The sequence below is a fragment of the Dolichospermum sp. LEGE 00240 genome, assembly GCF_015207875.1.
Classification (GTDB): domain Bacteria; phylum Cyanobacteriota; class Cyanobacteriia; order Cyanobacteriales; family Nostocaceae; genus Dolichospermum; species Dolichospermum gracile.
The window spans coordinates 1-24953 of the sequence record NZ_JADEVZ010000053.1 but is presented as its reverse complement, the minus strand read 5'-3'; the positions used below and the strand labels follow the sequence as shown (position 1 = coordinate 24953).

The 24953-nt window shown below is 39.0% G+C and carries 19 protein-coding genes; 10 read left to right on the top strand and 9 right to left on the bottom strand.

Annotated elements, in window-relative coordinates:
- Nucleotides 1-170: 170 nt before the first annotated feature.
- A complete protein-coding gene (locus IQ226_RS16905; protein ID WP_193897166.1) occupies nucleotides 171-875 on the bottom strand; it encodes an HNH endonuclease in 705 nt (234 codons plus the stop codon).
- Between the two features lie 6 nt (nucleotides 876-881).
- On the bottom strand, nucleotides 882-2180 hold the full coding sequence (locus IQ226_RS16900; protein WP_193897165.1) for an AAA family ATPase: 1299 nt from the start codon (nucleotides 2178-2180) through the stop codon (nucleotides 882-884).
- Between the two features lie 120 nt (nucleotides 2181-2300).
- Here IQ226_RS16900 and IQ226_RS16895 point away from each other — a divergent pair, with 120 nt between their 5' ends.
- Nucleotides 2301-2723 carry a DUF29 family protein gene (locus tag IQ226_RS16895; protein WP_193897164.1) on the top strand — a complete coding sequence of 141 codons (423 nt, stop codon included), beginning with the start codon at nucleotides 2301-2303 and terminating at the stop codon, nucleotides 2721-2723.
- A 38-nt stretch (nucleotides 2724-2761) separates the two neighbouring features.
- On the opposite strand, the gene IQ226_RS16890 is transcribed toward IQ226_RS16895, so the two are convergent.
- From IQ226_RS16890 to IQ226_RS16875, 4 genes are all read right to left on the bottom strand, one after another.
- Nucleotides 2762-4354 carry a 2-isopropylmalate synthase gene (locus tag IQ226_RS16890; protein ID WP_193897163.1) on the bottom strand — a complete coding sequence of 531 codons (1593 nt, stop codon included), beginning with the start codon at nucleotides 4352-4354 and terminating at the stop codon, nucleotides 2762-2764.
- 207 nt (nucleotides 4355-4561) lie between these two features.
- Entirely contained in the window at nucleotides 4562-5083 is a 522-nt protein-coding gene (locus IQ226_RS16885) for an NYN domain-containing protein (protein WP_027402274.1), read from the bottom strand.
- 758 nt (nucleotides 5084-5841) lie between these two features.
- On the bottom strand, nucleotides 5842-6630 hold the full coding sequence (gene mreC / locus IQ226_RS16880; protein WP_193897162.1) for a rod shape-determining protein MreC: 789 nt from the start codon (nucleotides 6628-6630) through the stop codon (nucleotides 5842-5844).
- A gap of 385 nt (nucleotides 6631-7015) precedes the next feature.
- Complete coding sequence (locus IQ226_RS16875; protein ID WP_193897161.1) at nucleotides 7016-8023, bottom strand: rod shape-determining protein; 1008 nt, start codon at nucleotides 8021-8023, stop codon at nucleotides 7016-7018.
- 375 nt (nucleotides 8024-8398) lie between these two features.
- On the opposite strand from IQ226_RS16875, the gene IQ226_RS16870 reads away from it, so the two are divergent.
- Entirely contained in the window at nucleotides 8399-8761 is a 363-nt protein-coding gene (locus tag IQ226_RS16870) for a single-stranded DNA-binding protein (RefSeq protein WP_193897160.1), read from the top strand.
- Between the two features lie 53 nt (nucleotides 8762-8814).
- Here IQ226_RS16870 and IQ226_RS16865 read toward each other — a convergent pair whose 3' ends face one another.
- On the bottom strand, nucleotides 8815-9552 hold the full coding sequence (locus IQ226_RS16865; protein WP_193897159.1) for an SIMPL domain-containing protein: 738 nt from the start codon (nucleotides 9550-9552) through the stop codon (nucleotides 8815-8817).
- A gap of 599 nt (nucleotides 9553-10151) precedes the next feature.
- Between IQ226_RS16865 and IQ226_RS16860 the strand changes: the two genes are divergently transcribed.
- The 5 genes from IQ226_RS16860 to murI all read left to right on the top strand — a co-directional run bounded on the left by IQ226_RS16860 (nucleotide 10152) and on the right by murI (nucleotide 19762).
- The gene (locus IQ226_RS16860) at nucleotides 10152-12839 is read left to right on the top strand and encodes a DNA methyltransferase (protein ID WP_193897158.1); all 2688 of its coding nucleotides are present in this window, start codon (nucleotides 10152-10154) and stop codon (nucleotides 12837-12839) included.
- Nucleotides 12840-13067: 228 nt separating this feature from the next.
- Nucleotides 13068-14489: a cation:proton antiporter gene (locus IQ226_RS16855; protein WP_193897157.1), complete on the top strand. Its 1422-nt coding sequence runs from the start codon at nucleotides 13068-13070 to the stop codon at nucleotides 14487-14489.
- Nucleotides 14490-14910: 421 nt separating this feature from the next.
- Nucleotides 14911-16752, top strand: a complete 1842-nt coding sequence (locus tag IQ226_RS16850; RefSeq protein WP_193897156.1) for an N-acetylmuramoyl-L-alanine amidase — start codon at nucleotides 14911-14913, stop codon at nucleotides 16750-16752.
- Between the two features lie 200 nt (nucleotides 16753-16952).
- Nucleotides 16953-18800: an N-acetylmuramoyl-L-alanine amidase gene (locus IQ226_RS16845; protein ID WP_193897155.1), complete on the top strand. Its 1848-nt coding sequence runs from the start codon at nucleotides 16953-16955 to the stop codon at nucleotides 18798-18800.
- A 116-nt stretch (nucleotides 18801-18916) separates the two neighbouring features.
- Nucleotides 18917-19762, top strand: coding sequence for a glutamate racemase (murI, locus tag IQ226_RS16840; protein WP_193897154.1), 846 nt, complete (start codon nucleotides 18917-18919; stop codon nucleotides 19760-19762).
- A 67-nt stretch (nucleotides 19763-19829) separates the two neighbouring features.
- On the opposite strand, the gene IQ226_RS16835 is transcribed toward murI, so the two are convergent.
- Complete coding sequence (locus IQ226_RS16835; protein ID WP_193897184.1) at nucleotides 19830-20027, bottom strand: hypothetical protein; 198 nt, start codon at nucleotides 20025-20027, stop codon at nucleotides 19830-19832.
- A gap of 835 nt (nucleotides 20028-20862) precedes the next feature.
- Between IQ226_RS16835 and sds the strand changes: the two genes are divergently transcribed.
- Nucleotides 20863-21834, top strand: coding sequence for a solanesyl diphosphate synthase (sds, locus tag IQ226_RS16830; protein WP_193897153.1), 972 nt, complete (start codon nucleotides 20863-20865; stop codon nucleotides 21832-21834).
- Nucleotides 21835-21899: 65 nt separating this feature from the next.
- On the opposite strand, the gene IQ226_RS16825 is transcribed toward sds, so the two are convergent.
- Nucleotides 21900-22373, bottom strand: a complete 474-nt coding sequence (locus IQ226_RS16825; RefSeq protein ID WP_193897182.1) for a hypothetical protein — start codon at nucleotides 22371-22373, stop codon at nucleotides 21900-21902.
- A 213-nt stretch (nucleotides 22374-22586) separates the two neighbouring features.
- Here IQ226_RS16825 and hetZ point away from each other — a divergent pair, with 213 nt between their 5' ends.
- Both hetZ and IQ226_RS16815 read left to right on the top strand, forming a co-directional pair.
- On the top strand, nucleotides 22587-23774 hold the full coding sequence (gene hetZ, locus IQ226_RS16820; RefSeq protein WP_193897152.1) for a heterocyst differentiation protein HetZ: 1188 nt from the start codon (nucleotides 22587-22589) through the stop codon (nucleotides 23772-23774).
- Between the two features lie 191 nt (nucleotides 23775-23965).
- Nucleotides 23966-24742: a PatU gene (locus IQ226_RS16815; RefSeq protein ID WP_370567181.1), complete on the top strand. Its 777-nt coding sequence runs from the start codon at nucleotides 23966-23968 to the stop codon at nucleotides 24740-24742.
- Nucleotides 24743-24953 lie beyond the last annotated feature (211 nt).

Below are 24953 nucleotides of genomic sequence, written 5' to 3'. Positions count from 1 at the left end.
TCCTATTTTATAAATTACCTGTTCTCGCACCGAATTCGCAGCAGCTACAGCTATTTCTTCCCAATCACTAGCTAATAATAAAATGCTCAAAAGTGACTTTAATAAATCTCAGCTACATTTTGGTTATTATTCATAGTAATCTAGATACTTCGCTTTTTTTATGCGATGGTTTATACTCTTCCTTTAGGACGATGAATAGCCTTAAATTCGTTATCAAAGCAATCTCCAGCAGTTCCAGGAAATGCAGAAATAAACCTTTTTAACATTTCAGAATCATCTTGAAATACAGTCATCCAAACAGAGAAAAAACCACGTCCTTGAGCAGTACGAACTACTTGTTTTCTCATTTCAGGAGTATCATTATTTTGTAAATCAAAAAATGCCTCTTTAGCAACTTGCAAAGTTTCAAATCTTTCTTTCCAACGCTCATCTGCTGGAGTAATTTTAGGATGTCCAGGTTTCCTATCTAAACCAACTAAATTTAATGTATTTTGTGCTATTATTTTTTCAGGATCAGACAGTAAAGAATTGACATTTACATTTCCATTCACAAGATGATATTCAAAAATTCTGAATGTATTATCTATATCAGCCCAATAAAAGTTTTTTCTCCTGATAAGAGAATGTCCTTTAATATCATTACAAACTCTACATGAAATAAGAAAATTATGCCAAACAGTTTGTAGTCTTGGATAATGCTCTTTTGGTAAAATATGTTCCACATCACGAACATTTGTTACTGGTTTTTCACAATAGCAGCAATAATGACCTATTCTTTCTACAATGCGTTTTTTAGCATCTTGATATTTACTAAAATAAATTTTTTGATTTGTCTTTCGATTAATTGGTATACTACCTCTTTGCACTGGACGCATTATTTATTAATCTCCTAATTTTGCTAAACGCTTCATTTTTAAAAAAGCATGATAGGCAACATCATCACTATATGGTTCTATTAATTCATCCAGTTCTGTTTTTAACTTTTCCAATTCTTCTGGTGATGTATTGTTAGTATTTTCTAACATTTGATAGTATCTTTCTGCGGTTTCCATCATCTGTTGATGTCGGTCATTTCTATTTGTATTAGGTGTGTGCATAATATATTCCGTAATATATTCCTGATACTTATTTTCATATTCTGCTGCTGGTAGTAAATCAGGGTTATTGAGATCAATTAGTTCTCCCTCTCTTAAAGATTGAATAATTAATGGTGAATGTGTAGTGGCAAAAAATTGAATTTTGGGAAATGTTCTCTTTAAATCTTCTACAACTCGGCGTTGCCATTTTGGATGAAGGTGTAAATCAATTTCATCAATTAAAACAATACCCGGTGTAAGTCGCGCAGCTTCACCATCAAATTGTGGATTTAAGGTGACACAACGATAGGCAATATCAGCAACCATTCCTATCATATTTTTTACACCATCACTTAACATATTAAATGGTAAAATTCTTCCATCTTGTGCAGTAGCAACCAGTTTATTTTGAAGTACATCATACTTGACATCTTGCCAGTCTTCCATACAATTTTTAATAGCCTCTTTAACTCCTGACAAAGTACCTAAAGGTCTTCCCTGTTGTAAAGATGCTAATTCCCATTTTTTAAACCAGGGCATTATTTTTTTCATTTCATTGGATTTAGTCAGACAATTCTTATATCCTAGAAATCGAGGACCAGGTCCTTTAGTATTTTGTATTTCCCTGTGTTGAACCCAAAGACGACCTGTACTGTAATATGAAATCACGGGTAAAATAATCTTTTCTCTATCTTCATCTTGAATACGAACTTTTTGCTGTAATTTTCTAGCATATTGTAATATTTCTTTTGCATCTCCACGAGTTGTAGTAGAACTATTAGATTTGAGTTCTCTTTTCCATGAGATTTCTTCTACATCTTCAAAACTACCATGACAAGATACAACAACTGATGAAACATCATGTAGTGTCGGTGTTTCTCCTTCTTGCCTGAGAATAAGACGAATGTCATCTTTTTGAATATTGAGTGAGTTAATATTGTCAATTCCTAAAAAAAAGCTTCCAGCACCAATAGCTAGTGCATCAAGAATTGCAGTTTTTCCAGTAGCATTATCACCAATAAGAACATTAAATTGATCGGAAAACTCAAATGTTTTTTGCTCAAAGCATCGAAAATTCTGAAGTTCAAGTTGTCGTATTTTCATATTATTCCTCGTAAATGTTGTTTTATAAGGTGAGTTACTTAACAACTTATTTTATCAACTAATGAATAATCTAACATATATAATAAATATTAATTGTGAATCACAATTTCAGCAAATAACATGGAAGAAATCTTAGAAATTAGACAACTCTTAGAACAAGGAAAAATCAATGAAGCTTTACTATTAGTGGATGAATTAGAAGAAATTAGCCTCAGTGATAAAATCAATAAAATTGATAGTTATGGCATAATTCTGCTCATTCATTTAATCAAACAAAAAGCTGAAAACCGTTCCACTCGTTCTTGGGAACTTTCCATAGAAAATGCAGTGCGGGAAATCAATAAAATTAACAAGCGCCGCAAATCTGGTGGTGTTTACTTGAATAAAACAGAATTAATGGAAATTCTCCAACAAGGATATCAAGTAGCACTAAAAAGAGCGGCGCTAGAAGCGTTCGAGGGACGTTATGAAACGGAAGAATTAGCAACCATGGTTAATGAACAAGAAGTTTTATCTCAGTCGCTGGAATTAATTCAAAAATAGAGACGTTCCCTGGGTAGGGATTCTCGTCTCTATACATTCTATGCTGTGACTTCTTCCTTCACTTCCTGCTGTAAAGCTGAAAACAATCTGTTCAGTGCATTCACATAAGCCTGAGCCGATGCCACAATGATGTCGGTATTGGCTGCGTGACCTGAAAATACACGGGATTGATGGCGGAGGCGAATTGTTACTTCTCCTAAAGCGTCAATTCCTCCGGTGACAGATTGCACAGAAAACTCAATCAATTCATTCGGTACATTCACTACCCGATTAATGGCTTTGTACACCGCATCTACTGGACCTGTCCCAATGGCTGCATCAGTTAATTCTTCTCCGTCGGGAGTGCGGAGTGTGACTGTGGCGGTGGGCTGAGTATTACTACCACAGGAAACCTGTACCAACTCCACCCGGAATAACTCTGGTGCTTGTTGGATTTCGTCATTAACTATCGCTTCCAAATCCCAATCAGAGATTTCTTTCTTTTTGTCTGCTACTTCTTTGAATTTGACGAAGGCTTTATTCAATTCGGTTTCTGATGGTTCAAAACCCAATTCTTTCAAGCGGGTACGAAAAGCATTTCTGCCAGAATGTTTACCTAATACTATTTGATTATCGGATAAACCAATCAACTGGGCATCCATGATTTCATAGGTGAGTTTGTTTTTCAATACCCCATCTTGGTGAATTCCAGACTCATGGGCAAAGGCATTTGCACCAACAATGGCTTTATTTGGTTGCACCAACATTCCCGTTAAATTGGAAACTAAACGGGAGGTTTTATAGATTTGTTTGGTGTCAATATTGGTGAGTGATGCTTCGGAATTTTCAGCCCGTCCTAAGAAGGGATTAAAATATTGTCTGCGGACGTGCAAAGCCATGACTAATTCTTCTAAAGCTGCATTGCCGGCTCTTTCACCAATGCCATTGATGGTACATTCTAATTGACGAGCGCCGTTTTTGACCGCTTCTAAAAAGTTAGCAACTGCTAAACCTAAATCGTTATGGCCGTGAACGGAAATAATGGCTTTGTCAATGTTGGGGACATTTTCAGTAATGCCTTTGATGATTGCCCCAAATTCGCTGGGTGTGGTGTATCCTACGGTATCAGGAATATTAACAGTTGTTGCTCCGGCTGCGATCGCTCTTTCCAAAACTTCATACAAAAATTCTGGATCAGAACGTCCCGCATCTTCAGGTGAAAATTCCACATCATCGGTGAAGCTTTTAGCATAGGCTACCATTTCTTCAGCGATCGCAATTACTTCTGGTCTAGTTTTCTTTAACTTATATTGCAGGTGAATATCAGAGGTAGCAATAAAAGTATGAATTCTCCCTTTAGCAGCAGGTTTAATCGCCGCCGCCGCCGCTTTAATATCATCATGTCTGGCTCTAGCCAAACTGCAAATTATCGGACCATTTTCTGTCCCCACAGTTTGGGCAATTTTGCTCACTGCTTCAAAATCACCAGGACTAGCAAAAGCAAAACCAGCCTCAATAATATCTACTCCTAAACGTGCTAATTGTTTAGCAATAACTAGCTTTTCGTCTATGTTGAGGGTTGCTCCAGGACACTGTTCTCCATCACGCAATGTGGTGTCAAAGATGATAATTCTATCGGTTTGGTTGCTCATTAGCTTAACCTCTGTTAGTTTTGATAGTGGGCTGAATAAAAGAATATCAAGGAATTAGAATTAATCAAATTTGGTTTGATTTGTCAGTCCTAGAGAATTTCTCATCATCACCGACTTCTAATGCCTAACTTCTTGCTTGATAAAATAACTGAAACTGTGAAATGAGAGTTTTTAACTTTGAGATTTGTAAATAAATACTAAGCTAAGTTAACCGTCAGTTTTTTCTATTCTATCTCTAATATCATTCAAGTCTATATATCTATCAGTAGCATTACGCAACTCTCTGGCAATCATCCCCTCAGTAGATACCACTGTAATATGAGTATTTTTGGAGCGTAATAATTCGATAGCCCTTTCAAAATCACCATCTCCGCTAAATAATACAACTCTGTCATATTGATCTACCGTATTAAACATATCAACGACAATTTCAATATCTAAATTCGCTTTTTGAGAGTAGCGACCCGAAGCATCATCATAATACTCTTTGAGAATTTTCGTGCGGACTGTATATCCCAAGCTGATGAGTGCATCTCGAAAACCTCGTTGGTCTTGGGGGTCTTTTAATCCAGTGTACCAGAAAGCATTGATTAATGTAGTGTCTGACTGTTCGTATTTGAAATATTCTAAAACACGCCGGGGGTCAAAGAACCAACCATTTTTTTGTTGAGCATAGAACATATTGTTTCCGTCTACAAAAATAGACAGACGATTCATTGGAGAACCCATAAAAATTTACACCTAATAATAGATAAGAATGTTAGAGGGAAGAATAGATTATAGCAATTATCAAGTGGTAATTTCGCTAATATCTAGAAGGTACATAATTATGTATAGCCATGATCTTACCTCTTTTAAAGCCAAAATTTGGACAAAATATCCAAGTAGATCACCGAATTATTTAACTGGTTTCACCTCTGAGAGTTAGTTGTCAATGTGTTGTCTGATCAAAATCTAGCAATAAAATTGACCTAGTAACAGGATTCTGAACTAGATAACATCCAATTTTACTCCTAAAGAGGTACGGTATAGGATTTTGGGTAGTTAAATATTCATCAATACTTTGCTCGACTGTAGGGATAATTTCAGGGAATTATCAATACTACCAGAGAAGACCATTGAGGATACGCATCTAGTAGTCTGTTAACCCGAAAATGACGGGTGAAGGCAAGTAGGGGGAGAAGAGAGGCTCCGGGGGCAGGGGAGGAAAGAACAGAAGTTTTTTCCGATCATTACCCGTCAAAATAAATTTGACGAACTACTAGGATACCCTAAATAAACCCCTAGTACCGCAAGGCGGAAGTCAAAAATAATATGGCGTCAGCTTTTTAGTGATTGAGAATGGTTGGTTTATTTATGCCCTGTTGTCCTAGTATTTGACTAATACTCCAGGATACCAGTTTGAATAAGTTAATGACTCCAAATATAAATTTTTATGACAACCAACCTGCTCTGCTATGACAGAGGTAGGTTAGGTTACATATTCATCATTTGGTAAGATTCGGAGTTTCTAAATCTTGTTTGTCTTGTTGAGGATAAACAGTTACCCAATCTAAGTACCGAATTGGCGGGAATAACTCTACTTTGGCTATTGAGGCTGGGAGTTTCTTTAAATCCAAGGATTTAATTTTCCCTATGGCTAAACCAGCCGGGAACTTCTGACTATAAGTAGAGGTTGATACTAGGTCGCCTATTTTCACATTAGGAACTTTTTCATAAAATTCTAATACCCCTTCAGTGGAAGCATCACCTTGTAAAATTCCTTTAGCTGATGTGCGGTTGATAGTTACGCCTACTTGACTTTTCAAATCACTTATTAACAATACACGGCTAGTATTAGTTGTCACGCTATCTACTAAACCGACTAATCCACCATCGGCTTTGACAATAGAACCTTCTTGAATGCCTGATGCAGTCCCCCGATTCAAAATCACCTGTTGCCACCAATGATCCCCACTACGTCCTACCACCCTGGCGATAATTGGCTTTTGTGGCAAGGTTTCTTTCTCTCTATAACCCAGTAAATTTTTTAATTTCTGATTTTGGCTTTCTAAATCAACGATGCGAGTCTGTAATTCTAAAAATCTTGCATCCTTAATATTTTGTTCAGGAATCGCTCCTGATTGTAGCATCTGTAATGGGATGGTGATTCCTTGATAGATTTCTCGTAACAGTGCCCCGTTTGTCTCTCTGAGTGTCCAAGCACTACCTACAACTAAGGCTAATAATCCTATTTGTAGTCCTTTGTATTCCCACCAGCGTTTTAAAGTAAACATAATAACCTGTATATATTTTATAAATTATTTAGGAGTTGTAGGAATATGGTTTGGTAACTTTTTAGTCCGGTCTATAGCGATCGCCATCCGCAAATCCGTAAATCAACTCCTGTGTACTTCTGTGGAAAATAATGGATTCTATAGTTACAGCAGGTTACGTAGTTAGGATGTACAAAGTCTCAATTGAAACCCATGCACGAAGCCACCTGAGTTCGACATAAGATAATTTGTGGAAACCTGCCCCAAGTATGAGTCTCAAACCCTTATGATCTCCTTGAAAAAATCATGACTCCTAACTCCTAACTCAGGTAAAGCCAGTTTTACTCCTGACTCCTGCTGTATGAATAAATACAGAACCCATATATTCCTAACTTACTAACTGCTACTACATATTGCGAGAACGCCCGCTAAATACTCTCTCCAACTGTTTGAAGTTTTCTAATACGCGACCTGTTCCCAACACTACACAGCTTAAAGGATCAGCGGCTATATGGGTAACAAGACCTGTTTCATGACTAATTAATGTATCTAGACCTTTGAGCAATGCACCACCCCCTGCCAACATGATCCCACGATCAATAATGTCTGCTGCCAGTTCGGGCGGTGTCCGTTCCAGTGTGCGCCTAACTGCTTCGATAATTACTGCTAGAGGCTCTACCATACTTTCCCGAATTTCCGGGCCTTTGATGGTGACAGTTCTGGGCAAACCAGACAGTAAATGCAACCCTCGGACTTCCATTAGACTATCATTATCGTCTGCCGTTGGATAGGCAGAACCTATTTTAATCTTAATATCTTCTGCCGTGCGTTCACCAATGACCAGATTATGAACTTTCTTCATATACTGAGTAATGGCTTCAGTTAATTCATCTCCAGCAATGCGGACTGATTCGCTGATTACCGTTCCTTGAAGACTTAATACCGCTACTTCCGTTGTCCCCCCACCGATGTCAATAATCATGTTACCAGTAGGTTCTGCCACTGGCAGTCCTGCACCAATTGCTGCTGCGACTGGCTCATCAATCAAATATACTTCTCTAGCACCGGCTTGGGTGGCTGCATCCATAACAGCCCGTCTTTCTACTCCAGTGACACCACTGGGAATACCAATGACAATCCGGGGCAACATCAGGGATCTCCCTTCATTTACCCGCTGAATAAAGCTTTTTAGCATCAACTCAGCCGTATCAAAGTCAGCGATCACACCGTCGCGCAGGGGACGCAGGGCAACGACGTTCCCCGGTGTGCGTCCGAGCATTTTTTTAGCCTCTTCCCCCACTGCCAGTGCCACTTTCAGATTTTGATCAATGGCAACGACGGAAGGTTCTTGCAGGACAATTCCCTTACCAGATACATAAACCAGGGTGTTGGCTGTACCGAGGTCGATACCCATATCCCAGGATGGCCGAAAATTAAAATTGAAAAGACCCACGCTTCTCTATGCCCCCTATTTATACTACTTTTGACTACAAAGATAAGAGTTAATAATGATAGATGCCATGATATTTGGTTATCTGACTCCGGTAAACTAGACTATTTTTTTATCTAGCTTTTGTCAATCTTGAGTTTAGGCTCATGAATCTTAAGTTCCATCTTCTCAAGTCCACTCAGTATAACCGTATAATTTTTTTTCAAATGCCAAGTATTTTTGGAATTTTTGCCCGAGTCAACTGTCGCCATTCTAACATATCTTTAATCATTTCACAATTGGTTATTATAGAATTCGGGATCGGACAATACAATACAGAAATACTAGGAAATAAAAACCATGAGCATTAATGTTGTCACTCTTGTTGGTCGTGTTGGTGGCGATCCAGACATGAAATATTTTGAGTCAGGCAAAGTCCTATGTCAATTGACACTAGCTGTAAATAGAAGATCGCGCAACAATGATAAACCAGATTGGTTTAATCTAGAACTTTGGGGAAAAACGGCGGAAGTCGCTGGTAATTATGTCCGTAAAGGTGGTTTGATTGGCGTTAAAGGTTCTTTGAGATTTGATACTTGGAGCGATCGCCAAACTGGTGTTAACCGTTCAAAACCAGTCATTTTAGTAGATCAGCTAGACTTATTAGGCTCTAAGCGTGATCATGAAGGTGGAATGTCTGATATGTCCCCAGATAATTTCTAATTTAGTTGTCAGTTGTCAGTTTTTACAAATGACCACTGACCACTGACCACTGACTAATAGCTAATTTGTAATGTTACGGATGCTTGTACTTCTTGTTCACCGGCAATTATGGGAGTAGAAGCATCTGCGAGATTAGCTTTAGCAGCTTCAACCCGGTACAGCATGGGTGGTGGTGGGGTTGCACCATTAATTTGAATACTGATAATGTCTTTTTGTTCTAATTTTAAGGTGCTAAGAACTGTTTCCGCTTGTTCTTGAGCATCCTGGGTAGCTTTTTTCAAAGCTTGTTTTTGGGCGCTGGCGATCGCTTCATCACTAGCAATAAAACTTACACCATTAATTTGTGTCGCTCCAGCCTTCACCGCATCATCCAATAAAGTTCCGGCTTTATCCGTAGTAATGCGGAAGCTGACTGTATTACTAGCAGCATAACCAGTAATGCGTTGAACATTATTACTGTAGCTATATACTGGGTTGAGGCGAATTCCTGTAGTTGTCAATTTTTCGACATTGCGTTTTTTTAATAAAGCTACCACAGCCGATGATCTGCGTGCCGCTTCTTTTTGGACATCTTCAGCCGTTTTTCCTTGAACTTCTACACCCAAACTAACTTGAGATAAAGTTGTCGAAATTGTTTCTACTCCCCTTCCACTCACGGTTAAAGTTCGCCATAATTTTTCTTGTGCTGATGCAGGTAACATAAAAATCGCACTGAGAAATATACTCAAAGATAATATTTTCCCAAAATTCCGGGTTGGAAACCAAGAATTAGATAAAACAGTGATAGACATTTTCCTTAACACTCCTCTAAAAACCTATTAATTCTAGGGTAACTGTTATTAACAGCCACCAAAACATTTTCACACCGAAGGTGTAATTTCCATACTATAGGACTTACGCACGCTCACTAACTTGCCATCATATAAATGAAGGAAATTGCGTCGTTTTCGGCCTTGGGAATAACTTATTGAGTAGGGTGCGTCAGATAGAGGAAATCTGTTTTTTACCAAATTATTGGGTCTGACGCACCCTACAAGAGATAAAATCCACATTACATATTTAGAAAACTTTGTCAATGCCTAAGCCCTAACTTATAGTTTTACACTGCTTAAACTTATATCGAACCTGGTTACATTTTTTGTAACGGCAAAAATTATTTATGTGTTGGGTTTCCTTCCAACTATAATTATTTTATGATAGTTCTTCCTTATCAACTCTATGATAACAAATTTAAAATCAATTGTCAACCCCCAAATCTTCTTTTTTGCGCGACTCAATTGAGAGATTGAGTGATATTTTTGTAAATATCGAGAGGTTGAGATCCCCGACTTCTTTAAGAAGTCGGGGATTTTATGGAAGTCGGGGATCTTATTATTGTTCAGAAACAACCATGACATCATCAACACCAGAAACCCTATCTAAATTCGTACAATTTTGTCACCAACATATCACCGGACAAGAACGCAAAGAAGCACAAACATTTCTCGACCGCTTTTTTCGAGCCTTTGGACATGAAGGTGCATTAGAAGCGGGTGCGACTTACGAAGAAGCAATTAAAAAAAGTAGTAAAACCGGAAAAACTGGCTTTGCTGATTTAGTTTGGAAACCTCGCGTTTTAATAGAAATGAAAAAGCGCGGAGAAGATTTAAATAAACATTATTCCCAAGCTTTTGATTATTGGACTAGGTTAGTCCCAAATCGTCCTAAATATGTGATTTTATGTAATTTTGATGAATTTTGGATCTTTGATTTTGATATTCAATTAGATACACCTGTAGATAAAATTACCCTCGAACAACTGCCAGAACGGTCAGGAGCATTGACATTTATGGAATTAGGGCAAAAAACCCCTGTATTCCAAAATAACCAAGTAGAAGTTACTGTTAAAGCTGCCCGTCGCATGGGTGAATTATTATTAGAATTAGAAAATAGGGGAATTGAAAAGTTAACAGCACAGCGGTTTATTTTACAATGTGTGTTAGCGATGTTTGCGGAAGATAGACAACTGTTACCCCGTGATATGTTTGTTTCTTGTGTCCAAGATTGTATGAAAGGGGGAAGTTCCTATGATGTTCTGGGTGGTTTATTTCGGGAAATGAATCAACCAGGAAAAACCCCAGCGGGACGTTATCAAGGAGTTGATTATTTTAACGGGGGTTTATTTTCTCGAATTGATGCAATTGAATTAACGAGGGAAGAATTAAATTTTTTAGATGTGTCTGCGCGAGAAAATTGGAGTAAAGTCCGTCCGGCTATTTTTGGGAATTTATTTGAAGGGAGTATATATAAGGAAGAACGTCACGCGAGAGGAATCCATTACACTTCTGAAGTGGATATTATGAAAATTGTCCGTCCCACAATTAGCCGTTATTGGGAAGAGAGAATTGAGGAATCAGGGACAATTAAAGAACTTTCAAAACTGCAAATAGAATTACAAAGTTATCGAGTTTTAGATCCTGCTTGTGGTTCGGGTAATTTTCTTTATATCGCATATCAGGAATTGAAGAGAATTGAAATCTTGCTATTAGAGAAAATGCAATCTTTGCGTAAGTCTAAGGATAAACAATTGCAAATGGGTTTAGTGACACCTTTGCAATTTTATGGAATGGATACAAATCCCTTTGCGGTGGAATTAGCGCGGGTGACATTAATGATTGCGCGGAAGATTGCGATTGATAATTTACAATTAACTGAACCTGCTTTACCTTTGGATACTTTGGATAGTAATATTCTTTGTCAAGATGCTTTATTTTGTGAATGGGTAAAAGCTGATGCTATTATTGGAAATCCGCCATTTTTAGGTGGTAAAAACATGAGAATGGATTTAAATGATGAATATGTAGATAGAATTTTCCAACATTTTCCGAGAGTTAAAGATTCCGTAGATTTTTGTGCTTATTGGTTTCGGTTAGCGCACGATAAAATTGATGAAAAAGGCAGAGTTGGTTTAGTTGCGACTAATTCCATAAGTCAAGGTAAAAGTAGAATTGCTGCTTTAGATTATATTACTCAAAATGGCGGTTATATTCATGAAGCTGTTTCTACACAACCTTGGTCTGGTGCTGCGAAAGTTCATGTGAGTATTGTCAATTGGTGTAAAGATAAACCGGAAAAGTATTATTTAGATGATCTTGTAGTTTCACAAATTAATTCTTCTCTAAAATCTAGTATTGATGTTTCTCAAGCTGCGCGGTTACAAGCAAATCTCAATCAATGCTTTCAGGGTATCATTCCTGTGGGAAAAGGATTTTTTGTAACTGAACAACAGGTTACAAATTGGATAAAAGCAGATGTAAAAAATCAAGATGTTCTTAAACAATCTATTTCAGCACAAGATTTAACAGATAATCCTCAAGGTACACCAAAAAGATGGATTGTTGATTTTAATGATATGAGTCTTGAGGACGCTAGTGATTATAAATTACCTTTTGAACACATTAAAACCTATGTTAAATCTGAACGTGATAATAATCGAGATGAAAAAGCTAAAAATTACTGGTGGAAATTCCTACGTCCTCGTCCAGACCTGAGAAAAGCTATAGAATTTTTACCATTTTATTTTGCAGTTCCTTGTCATTCTAAATGGTTTATTTTTTCACGAGTTAATAAGCATTGGCTACCTAATAACTCTATTACTGTTCTTGCCTTAGATGATTTTTATATATTAGGAATTATCACATCTAATATACATCGTGTTTGGGTAGACGTGCAAGGTTCAACTTTAAAAGGTGACACTCGTTACACTCACAATACTTGTTTTGAAACCTTTCCATTTCCGCAAATAGCAGACATAAAAATAGTCCAACAAATCCGCAGCAAAGCCGAAGAACTGCATCAATATCGCACTCAACAAATGGAAACAAAACAATGGGGAATCACCACATTATATAATAAATTCTTCAACGAACCCAGCAGCCAACTTTATCAACTGCATCAACAATTAGATAAACTGGTAATGACAGCTTATAACTTTCAAGCCAATGATGATATTTTAGAAAAACTGCTGATATTGAATTTAGAATTAGCTGAAAAAGAAAAACAGGGAATCAAAATTATTGGACCTAGTTCACCCAATTAGAACAAGTATCACCTTGCAGATTATAGTGGTGAGGGTAAAGCAAAAGCTTATTAGTGTCAAATTAACGTAAAACCCATAGCCCGACTGGGAATTTACTTCTGGACGGGCGTGTCAGCTAAACAAATAAGCCATCTATCTATAGCTGTGATTAGCAGTGGATATACATATATCTAAATTAATTGTCACTAAAAAAGGGTAAAAATAAAGAAAAGAATCTTTGTATAACCCATGCAGCTTTTCGAGCAACTCAATTTTACCGTTCCTTTGTTGGCAACTGCCACAGAAACCGCAGACAGTTCTATGGTATTAGCCGCTGTGCTACTGAGTTTAGTAGTCATTTACTTTGCCAGCAAAGTTGGTGGAGAATTATGCAACAAAGTCGGCTTACCCGCAGTTTTAGGTGAACTTCTCGGTGGTGTAGTTATCGGTGTCTCTGTACTCCATCTGTTAGTATTTCCAGAAGGTGGTACAGACGCTTCTAATTCCTTAATCATGACTTTCCTGCAACTCACCGCTGGGTTAACCCCAGAAGCCACACCCCAGGTATTTGCAGCGCAGTCCGAGGTGGTTTCGGTTTTATCAGAATTGGGTGTAATTATCCTCCTGTTTGAAATTGGCTTAGAATCCAACCTCAAAGACCTCATGGCTGTTGGTGTTCAAGCCTTCGTGGTGGCTACAGTTGGGGTAATAGTCCCCTTTGCAGCGGGTACAGTGGGATTAATGACCATATTTGGGATTAGTGCCATTCCCGCGATTTTCGCTGGTGCAGCTTTGACAGCAACCAGTATTGGAATTACGTCCAAAGTGCTTTCCGAATTAGGACAGTTGAACTCCAAAGAAGGGCAAATTATTCTCGGTGCAGCGGTCATTGATGATGTTTTGGGAATTATCGTTCTGGCGGTAGTTGCCAGTTTAGCCAAAGATGGTGTAGTTGATGTCGTTAACGTCGTTTATTTGATTATTAGTGCGAGCGCTTTTCTAATTGGAGCGATAGTTTTTGGTAATGTCTTTAATAAATCATTTGTAGCGATCGCTGATAAACTCAAAACCAGAGGGGAATTAGTCATCCCCGCCTTCATTTTTGCCATAATCATGGCTTACTTCGCCTCTGTCATCCATTTAGAGGCAATTCTTGGGGCTTTTGCCGCCGGGTTAGTTCTCGAAGAAACCGACAAACGCAAAGAACTGCAAAAGCAAGTTATCCCCATTGCTGATATGTTAGTTCCCGTCTTCTTCGTCACCGTCGGGGCAAAAACTGATTTAGGAGTCTTAAATCCAGCCATTCCCACCAATCAAGAAGCCTTAATCATGGCAACTTTCCTGATTACAGTTGCCATCATCGGTAAAGTAGTGACAGGCTTAACAGTATTTGGTCAACCGGGGATTAACCGCTGGGCTATTGGTGTGGGGATGATTCCCAGAGGTGAAGTCGGCTTAGTATTTGCTGGTGTCGGTGCAGCTAGTGGTGTCCTCTCAAAACCATTAGGAGCAGCAATTATTATGATGGTTATTATTACCACATTCATCGCTCCTCCCCTGTTAAGATTTGTATTTCCAGAATCAAACGCCGCCACAAATTTAGACAGCAATTCTGGCAAAACATTAGCAGTAGAAACACCACAATCTCTCATCACCACAAAAGATGATTAGTAACTTGAATTTCACCGCAAATTCTGCTGTAAATCTCACAGAAGATAGGTGAAAATTTTCTCTGCTGTGGTTTCTACATTTAGTAGACAAGGAGGTTGGAAGAAACTTTTATCATCCAATCTCCGTCTCCTGTAATCTTAAAACCCTCTAATTTGTAAAATGGTTATTATTTCTACCTTTAATTGAATTTACTTTTGGTTTTATAAAACTTTCCTTGTTTCCCATTCTATTCGCCTTGATAATGTTTTGTATTCCTACTTTTTTTCAGGACGGTTTTTACAGATTGAAGATGTTTTTAGTAATTATGGAGAATCACCCGCCAAACTATGTCAGTGATTGACAGTGGTGGGTATTTTTTGTATGTGCTTATATCGGTAAATATTTGATGATTAATTATTAATTTAGCCAAGGAGAAAAAACTGTGAAAATACAATGGTTAATACCTGCTACCTTTGGTACTGTACTGATGCTATCATCGCCAACCTTAGCGGCAAAATTAGAATCTTGGCGATTTGATCGTCATCAAAATCTATTAGAAATTAATACAAATGGTGCTATCAAACCACAAGCACAATTAGTTTTTAATCCTACTCGCTTAGTAATTGATTTACCAGGTGTTAAATTTGGCCGTTCCCAATTAACTCAACAAATAGGCGGAGGAATTCGGGAAATTCGCATTGGTCAATTTGATGAACAAACAACACGAATAGTTTTAGAAATAAGTCCTGGTTATACTTTAGATCCTCAACAAGTAAAATTTGTCGGTAAAAGTGCTAATCGCTGGACAGTAAAGTTACCAAAATTAGAATTTGATGCCAACTCAACAGCTAATAACAATAATAATAATAATTACAACCTAGTCGACATAGACTCCCAGGCAAAACCTGAATTTTCACCAATTACTAGAATTACCAGCAGTAATAAAGGTACAACTCAACTTGAAAGTTTGCAAATTACTGGTGATGGCTTTTTTATCCGCACTAATGGCGGTAATCCTCAAACTAGAATCATGAGAAGCCGGGATAAAAACACAGTATTTATTGACATTTTTGATGCAACCTTATCACCCAATTTAACACAAGGAAATTTGGCAGTTAATAAACATGGTGTGGACAATATTGGATTTACCCAATCGCAAACAACACCAACATCTGTCCGCATGACGTTAAAAATCGCCACAAATAGTCCCGACTGGCGAGTAACCTCCAGTAGCAGCGGTTTAATCATCCTCCCCACCAGAGGAATTATCAATACACCTGAAAATGAGAATTTTCCCCCCACCAGAAACAATAACGGCTCAATTGCGACAATAGAATCTATAGAACTTGCTGACAACGGCACACAATTATTAATTAAAGCCGACCAAGTTATATCCGCTACCACAGGTTGGGATAAAAGTTCTGGTTTGTTCCGTATCACCATTCCCAATGCCAAATTAGCCAACGAAGTTAAAGGCCCTACTCTTGATGCTAATAGTCCCATTCTTAAACTCCGTCTGCAATCACAACCGCCCAATACTGTAGTTCTCTTAATTCAACCTGCATCAGGTGTTACACTAGGTGTACTCAATCAGGTAGGAGATCAACTTCTGGCTCTAAAACTGCAACGGTATCGTCAGATTAGACCACCTATGAATTTACCCCCTTTATTACCACCCAGACAACAACTACCTGACCTCAAACCCAGACAACCACGAACTACCCCAAGGCGCGACCTTCGTCAAGGCAAAATAGTGGTTATAATTGACCCCGGACATGGCGGTAAAGACTCAGGGGCAATTGGTATCGGTGGAGTGCTGGAAAAGGATGTTATTTTACCAATTAGCAAAAGGATTGCCAAAGTTTTGGAACGAAACGGTATCCAAGTAATTATGACGCGAGACTCTGACTATTTTGTCACTCTCCCAGGACGAGTGACAATGGCACAACGGGCTAATGCTGATCTATTTGTCAGTATCCACGCTAATTCGGCAGGTGCAAGTCGTCCAGAAGTTAGTGGCTTAGAGACTTATCATTACGATAGTGGTTTAACACTTGCTCAAATTGTCCACAGTAAAATTCTGCAAAGTCTTAATGTCAGAGATAGGAAAGTGCGGAAAGCTAGATTTTATGTTCTTCGCAAAACTTCTATGCCCTCAATTTTAGTAGAAACTGGTTTCTTAACTGGTAGAGACGATGTCGCCAAACTGAGAACTTCAGCTTATCAAAATCAAATGGCCGAGGCGATCGCCCAAGGCATACTTCAGTATTTAAAGTCAAGATAAGTGTTTCTTATCTCTTGCCTATTCCCTTTTTTTGATAAACCGATTGTATGCTAAAATTCTACGCCATTAGCCGTGTCTTACTACCAACACCAACATCTTTTACTTGAACAAAGTTAAATTTGCAGCGGTCATGGTCTGAAGATTACCCCATAAGTCGAGATATTGACAAATCCCATAAATAGGAATCAGGAGAAAGGATTGTGAAACTACATTGGTTAATACCTAGCACTTTTGGAACGGTCTTCATCCTATCTTCGCCCGCTTTTGCCGCGAAATTAGAATCTTGGCGGTTTAATACTAATCGAAACCACTTAGAAATTAACACATCTAGCCCTGTCCAACCCCAAGCCCAACTCATTTTTAACCCCACACGCTTAGTAATTGACTTACCAGGAACAGAACTAGGCCGCCCGTCCGTAACCCAACAAATTGGCAGCAAAATCCGCACCATTCGTGTCGGTCAATTTGATCACCAAACAACACGCTTAGTAATCGAACTAGCCCCTGGTTACACCTTCAACCCCAACCAAGTCAAATTTGTTCCCATCAGTGGCAAACGTTGGCTAGTAGAACTACCACAACCGGAAGTTGCCTCTGGACAAACTGGAGAACCATCACTACCTCCAACAACATCCGATACATCACCTGAACCAACACTAGACCCCAGAAGTATTTACAACGTAGTCACCAATCGAGAAACCACCCCAGGGTTAGTGCAAATTGAGAAATTGCGAGTCACAGGTGACGGCTTTTTCATTAGCACCAGTGGTGGCAATCCTCAACTGCAAATCAATCGCAGTCAAGATAATCGCTCTGTCAATATTGATATCATTGGCGCAGCCTTATCACCAAATATGGGACAACGGGATCTATTAATTAATCGCTATGGAGTCCGTCGTATCCAATTTAGCCAACTATCCAGCAGTCCATCTGCTGTTCGCATGACCTTACAGTTAGATAATACTAGTCGCAATTGGCAAGCATTAGCTAGTGGTAACAGTGGTTTTATCGTCATCCCAGATCGTTTGGCTAAATTACCTGAGAATAACCAATTATCCGCACCATCACTGAGTGACTCCCCCGCAATTATTCAATCTGTAGAACTTGGTGGCAATGGTACACAATTACTAATTAGAGCAGACCAAGCCATATCTGCCACCACTGGCTGGGATAGAAGCTCAGGTCTATTTCGCATTACCATTGCCAATGCCAAATTAGCTAATCAGGTCAAAAGTCCGGCCTTTACTAACAACAGCCCTCTTCTTAAAGTCCGTTTCCAACCCCAATCTGACAATACTGTAATTGTTCTTGTGCAACCTGCATCTGGTGTTAGCTTTGGCACACTCAGTCAAGTTACATCTCAATTATTAGCACTACAATTACAAACTAATCTCCGCGCTCAACGTCCTCCAATTTTACCACCTGAATTTCCTGGATCACAAGATCCTCCAGGTTCTATTACACCACCTTTGCAAACAAGACCTCAGCCCCGTCTACCTGTTCCTCATGGCAAAGTTTTAGTAGTTATTGATCCGGGACATGGCGGTAAAGATTCTGGCGCTCCTGGACTGGGTGGTTTGCTAGAAAAGGATGTTGTTCTACCCATTAGTACAAAACTGGCAAGAATTTTAGAACAAAATGGTATCCAAGTTGTCCTCACCCGAGATGCTGACTTCTTTGTAGAACTTCAAGGACGGGTGGGTATAGCCAAGCGTGTTAATGCGACTCTATTTGTCAGTATTCACGCTAATGCTGTGGACAATCGCCCTGATGTCAATGGTTTAGAAGTTTATTATTACGATAGTGGTTATGCTTTAGCAGATACTGTTCGGCAAGCCATTCTCCAAAATATTAGTACCCTGAAGAATCGAGGCACTCGTAAAGCTAGATTTTATGTGCTGAGAAAAAATACTATGCCTGCTATTTTAGTAGAAACAGGCTACATGACCGGTCGGGAAGATAATCCTCGTTTAGGATCACCAGAATACCAAAGTCGTATGGCTGAGGGCATAGCTAATGGTATTCTGAATTATTTAAAACAAAGGTAATGTAGCAGGAGTCAGGAGTCAGGAGTCAGGAGGAAGAAGAAAATAACCCCAATTCCTAATTCCCAATTCCCTGCTGAATGTGGGTTAACATCTCAAAATCTAAATTAATATTTGCTGTGTATTCATCTTCTATTTTTGATACTTTTTCCCCTCAAGAACCTCAACGCGCTCCCATTGGGGTATTTGACAGTGGAGTTGGCGGACTAACTGTACTGCGACAAATCTATCAACAACTTCCCAATGAATCAATTATTTATGTAGGGGATACAGCCCGTCTTCCCTATGGTATTCGTTCCCAAACAGAAATACTCCAATTTGTCCGAGAAATCCTCCATTGGATGCAGCAGCAACAGGTGAAAATGGCAATTATGGCCTGTAACACCAGTTCGGCTTTAGCATTAGATATTGTCCGTCAAGAGTTTAATTTCCCCATTTTAGGAGTGATTCTCCCAGGTGCAAGGGCAGCAGTCCAACAAGGACAACGGATTGGTGTGATTGCTACTCCAGCTACGGCTCAAAGCAATGCCTATCGTCAAGCTATTTTAGAAATTCAATCCAATGTCCAAGTCTGGCAAGTCAGTTGCCCAGAATTTGTCCCACTCATTGAACAAAATCGCATCCACGATCCTTATACTATGGAAATAGCCAAAACCTATCTAGAACCTTTGATTCAGAAAGAAATAGATACTTTAGTTTATGGTTGTACCCATTATCCCCTTTTGTCGCCGATCTTGCGATCGCTCCTTCCCCAGCAAGTCCAGCTAATTGACCCAGCTGTTCATGTTGCCGCCGCTTGCTCTCAAGAATTGGATCTACTAGGGATCAAGAATACTCATCCACCACTGCCTACTCGCTTCGCTGTCAGCGGCTGTTCCCAGCAATTTACCCAATCTAGCTTACAATGGTTGGGCTATACCCCAATGGTAGAACAGGTATGTTTTGCTGATACTGTCCTCTCTTAAAGTCAGTGGTCAGTTGTCAGTGGTAATTTACTAATGACCAATGACCAATGACCAATGCAAGTTGCTTTCATTGACTATTGACAGCTTGAGTTACATTTGTAGTTAATTCTCGTTGCTGCTTATATTTATCCTTAACAGAATCAGACCCGCCTTGAGAAATATTCTTTTTGCTTGCTCGCTTTGCTAAAGCCAACAACAAGTACACACTAAACAAATAGCCAGCAGCTAAAATAAATATCATCATAGGCATATTTCTGTAAATCATTGTTCCACCATCTTTAATTACTAGGGAATATAAAGTTGCATACAAAACCAGCAGAACTCAATTAATCAAGCACACCCTTGATAAATGTAGTTAGCTATACAAAACACTCCAGTCGAAAACTAATTTTCTCTGGTCAATCAATCTATTTTCTTTAATATCAACTTTCCCAGGCTATACATCCGACAGCAGCAAATTTACTCGACAGCAAACTTCAGCCGCGCTCATCAGCAGTCTACCCAGCCTGTGTTATTGACCTCACACCAATTTAAATAAATGTACGCTAATACCCAACGTGCGTTGAATACGTTGAGTTAGTTCCATAACTGGAAAGGCACAATTCAGATCAAAAGGCACGGTCATTGCCTAGAATGTAGGAATTATTCCTATTTTCTCTTTGGCGACGAGTTATTTTAGACTCACAACGCTATTACGTAAAATCACCATAAGATGGTTTTACTTTGGAAGTGAATAATCTGAAAAATTTAATATCTCTAGGTATTAGCCTAACACAGCCAAACTGAATTTGAAGCTAATTTCTGGACTAAATTTAAAAATTTTTTCTTGCTGACCGCCAACTTGAAATTGCCGTCAATGCGTGTTATTTTATTTACATTAAAGTTCTTATTACTACGCGATTTATTAATTGACAAATTTGGCAAGAACTACTAAATCTTAAGACAATCTTTAATTGTAACACATTCATAATCCAATGTGTGAATAACGCAATAGATATTAAAAATCATCTTGCTGAAGGAAAACTTTGCGCCGACACTGGGTTATCTTAAAATTAAAGAATATGTAAACTTTCGTAACCTAAGTCAGAGTCCGCCTATCCATGACCCCAGCCACCTCCCTGTTTACCCCTGTGGAAGCAGACCTGCAAATACTAGCAGATAACCTTAAACAGCTAGTTGGAAATCGCCACCCCATTCTCTATGCCGCAGCCGAACACTTATTCGGTGCTGGGGGGAAGCGAATCAGACCTGCAATAGTGCTACTTATATCGCGGGCAACCATGCTAGAAGAAGATATTACCGCACGTCACCGACGACTGGCAGAAATTACAGAAATGATTCACACAGCCAGTCTAGTCCATGATGATGTAGTAGATGAATCAAATGTTCGGCGCGGTGTACCGACTGTACATAGTTTGTTTGGTAATCGCATTGCTGTGCTTGCAGGGGATTTTCTCTTTGCTCAATCCTCTTGGTATTTAGCAAATCTAAATAACTTGGATGTTGTTAAACTGCTTTCTGAAGTAATTATGGATTTAGCCGCTGGAGAAATCCAACAAGGGCTAAATCGTTTTGATGCTAGTCTTTCTACGGAAACCTATCTACAAAAAAGCTATTACAAAACAGCCTCATTAATTGCCAACAGTTCTAAGGCTGCTGGATTGATTAGTGAAACATCCCTAGAAACTGCCGAACAGTTGTATAGTTATGGTCGCCATTTAGGTCTTTCCTTTCAAATAGTAGATGATATTCTTGATTTCACCGGTTCAACAGACACCCTGGGTAAACCAGCGGGTTCTGACCTCAAAAGTGGCAATCTGACAGCACCGGTTTTATTTGCCTTAGAAGAAAAACCCTACTTAGAAGTCCTGATTGAACGAGAGTTTGCCCAGGAAGGGGATTTAGAGCAAGCACTGGCGCTAATCCATGATAGTCGAGGTATCCAAAGAGCGAGAGAATTAGCTGCTCACCATGCTACGTTAGCCACCGAGTCTATCGGTATTTTAGAACCATCAGCATCACGGGAAGCACTGATGAATTTGACCGACTATGTACTAAGTCGGCTCTACTAAGAAAAAGTTAAGGCGATTCAAGATTTGGGATTGTGGATATTAAATTTCCTAAATCCCAAATTTAGTTAGGCAATATTGGGAGGAACTGTTTTTTGGGCTTTAAATTGCTGTAATTGTTGCTGGATCAGCTTTTCTAGCTCAGAACGCCGCACTTCTACAGTATTGGTTAAATTTCCCGGTGTTTCTATAAAAACTATGCTGTGTACTGGTTTCAGGGCTACCAATTGGAATAAAATTTGAGTAACATCCATGAGGGTTGGCAGCAAGTAAGGGTCACGCCCAGCATCTGAGATTAGGGAAACATCTTGTATGGTAGGGAAAGCGTAAATAACTTGCTTTTCTATTCCTGGATTTGCGCGATTGCTCAATGTAGTTAAAACCCAATCTTGCTCAGAATTTTGGAGAATAAAGTATTGGTAGTGGTTTAACTTTTGGGCAATGGCGACTAATACAGGGGCGATTGATACCATAATCTGTGGTGTCACGCCATCCTGGGGTGCATTGTCTATCAGCAATTGAATTTGTGCTTCTAAATCCATCATGATTTGTAAATGACTTTTGGATAATGGCTAAAACATGAGCAGGAAAATATCCCACCAAATTGGGATTTGTCAAGTTCAATCTGCCTATGCCACATATCCTCACTGTAAATTGGTTTGCGTTTGACTTGTACACAAAAACCATGAAACTATTATCCAAAGTCTAGCAAGTCGTGTCCAAAGTATGTTAGGGTCTTTTTGAGAACTGGGACTATGAATTCAACAGCAATCGCAACTAATCAGGGGAAAATTTCTATCAGCGTGGAGGTCATCTTTCAATTCCTATTTAGGGAACTTCAACAGTCAACTAAGGCTTCGGAGCAAAATTGTCACGATGTGTCGGTGAGAATTACTAACGAAGTTTTGCGGATTTGTAATGAAAGTAAACGCATTCAAACTTCCGGGTCTGTAGAAAGTTCAGCCATGAGCCTAGCTAAACATCGGTTACAACAGTGTATTCGATATTATCAGTTAGGTTCAAGTCGTGGAAGGGTAGAACTACACAGCACACTGAGTGCCATTGTTTACCGTTATATTAATCCGCCTCACAAGCAATTAAGCTATCAAGGGCGGTTAACTATCATTGAAGATTTTCTCCAGAGTTTTTATCTGGAGGCTTTAAGTGCCTTTAGAAGGGAAAACCAATTAGGTCTGACCTATCGCCCCCAGACTCTTTTAGAATTGGGAGAATACATGGCATTTACCGAACGATATGGTAAACGTCGGATTCCACTCCCTGGAAGACAGCAACAGCTAATTATTTTGCGGGCGCAAACTTTTTCCAAACAGCAGCCGCTAGAAACAAGTGTAGATATAGAACAGGCATCAGAGGGTGGTAGTGGTGAGTTTGACGGTTCTTGGGAAGAACCAGCTATCCATCAGTTGCGCTCGGCTATGGCTATGCAGCCCGAACCAGAAGAAGATACCCTGCGCTCGGTTGTGATTACTGAATTAATAGATTATTTAGAAGAAAAAGAACAATCTGACTGTGCTGATTACTTTGCTCTGCGTCTTCAGGATTTATCAGCACCAGAGATTGAGTCAATTTTAGGTTTAACATCTCGACAGCGTGATTACTTACAGCAACGGTTTAAATATCATTTAATTCGGTTTGCTCTTTTACATCGTTGGGAGTTGGTACATGAGTGGTTAGAAGTTTCTTTACCTACTAATTTGGGTTTAACTCCGATTCAATGGGAAACTTATCTGGCACAGCTAGATGATAAACAAAAGTCCATCTTAGATTTGAAGCAGCAAGGAAAACCTGACGAGCAAATATCTAAGACATTAGGCTTATCAATGGCACAATTACAGAAACGTTGGTTTAAGATTTTAGAACAAGCCTGGGAAATTCGGAATTCTTTAGTGTCCGGATCTAGTGCATCTACCCATGAATGGTGACTTGTGAATCTTCACAAAATGATCAACTTGCTTGGGTATTGAAAAATTATAACTTCAACACTTACGGGTATAGCTTGTTATAATGTGAGGAAACTGACGGGGTAGATATTTATCTCCAGATAGTAGCCAAATTGGTGAACTCAAATTGATAAGAAAAGCCCCAAACCTTTCAATTGGGAGAAATTCCTACTGTGCAAGAACGTTTTCAAGCTATTCTTAAGCGTCGTTTACAAGACCAAGTAGAAAAAAATCCGCCGTTGTTCCCCTGGGAAACACAATCAATGGAGTATCCCGACTGTGTAGAAGAACAATCTCTGGGTTTAGTTCCTGTTTGGGGGTGGACTGTCCACCAATCTAAGCTAAATTTGCCTATTCCTTTGCCTGAAAAAGTTTTTTGGCAATTGCTGGAAAAATGTCAGGTGTTATTGACATCTTCTTTACCCCTGGGAGCTAAGTTAGTTCAGGTGGTAGAAAGTATATTCCCTACAGATGCTCAAGCTATTAATGATTTGGCTGGGTTAGTGCTGAGAAGCTCTTATCGTTCTGCTGATACTTTGACAGCTACGGCTGATGTTGAGAGTGATTATTTTGATTTATTACCACGGCAACAAATGGCTTTGTCTTTAATGGCAGCCAAGCAGTTGTTGGAAAATTTAACTTTGCCGATTTCATTGACTCAGCCACTGGTAGAGAAACAATGGCTCACTACGGTGGGGAGTTTGAGTATTCGAGTAGAATTACGGAATTTAGGTAAATTCATAAAGTTGACGGTTCAGGGTGAATTACCTACGCCGGGGATTTTACAACTCCAGGGTAATGATACTCAAGAATTTGTGAAATCTGAGACTTCAGAAATACCAGTTATAGAGTTACAAATTGATAGAAATCAGCCAATTTATACTTTGGCAGTGGAGTTCCCTGAATTAGATCAACAGCCTTTGTTGTTGGCTATTCAGGTGAAAATCTAAGGTAATATTGCCTATCTAGGAGTTAGATGGGAGCAATGGCAACGAATGGATCATAATCTTGTTTAATTTCCTGGTTTTGAAACTTACAGCAGTTTGCGATCAAGTCCAGTACAAAAATAGCTATCTAAATAGGGTCAAAAAACAATCCACAATGATTAAACCAATTGAGAGCATTTTCATCAGTAATAGCATTAACCGCCATAGTAATTGC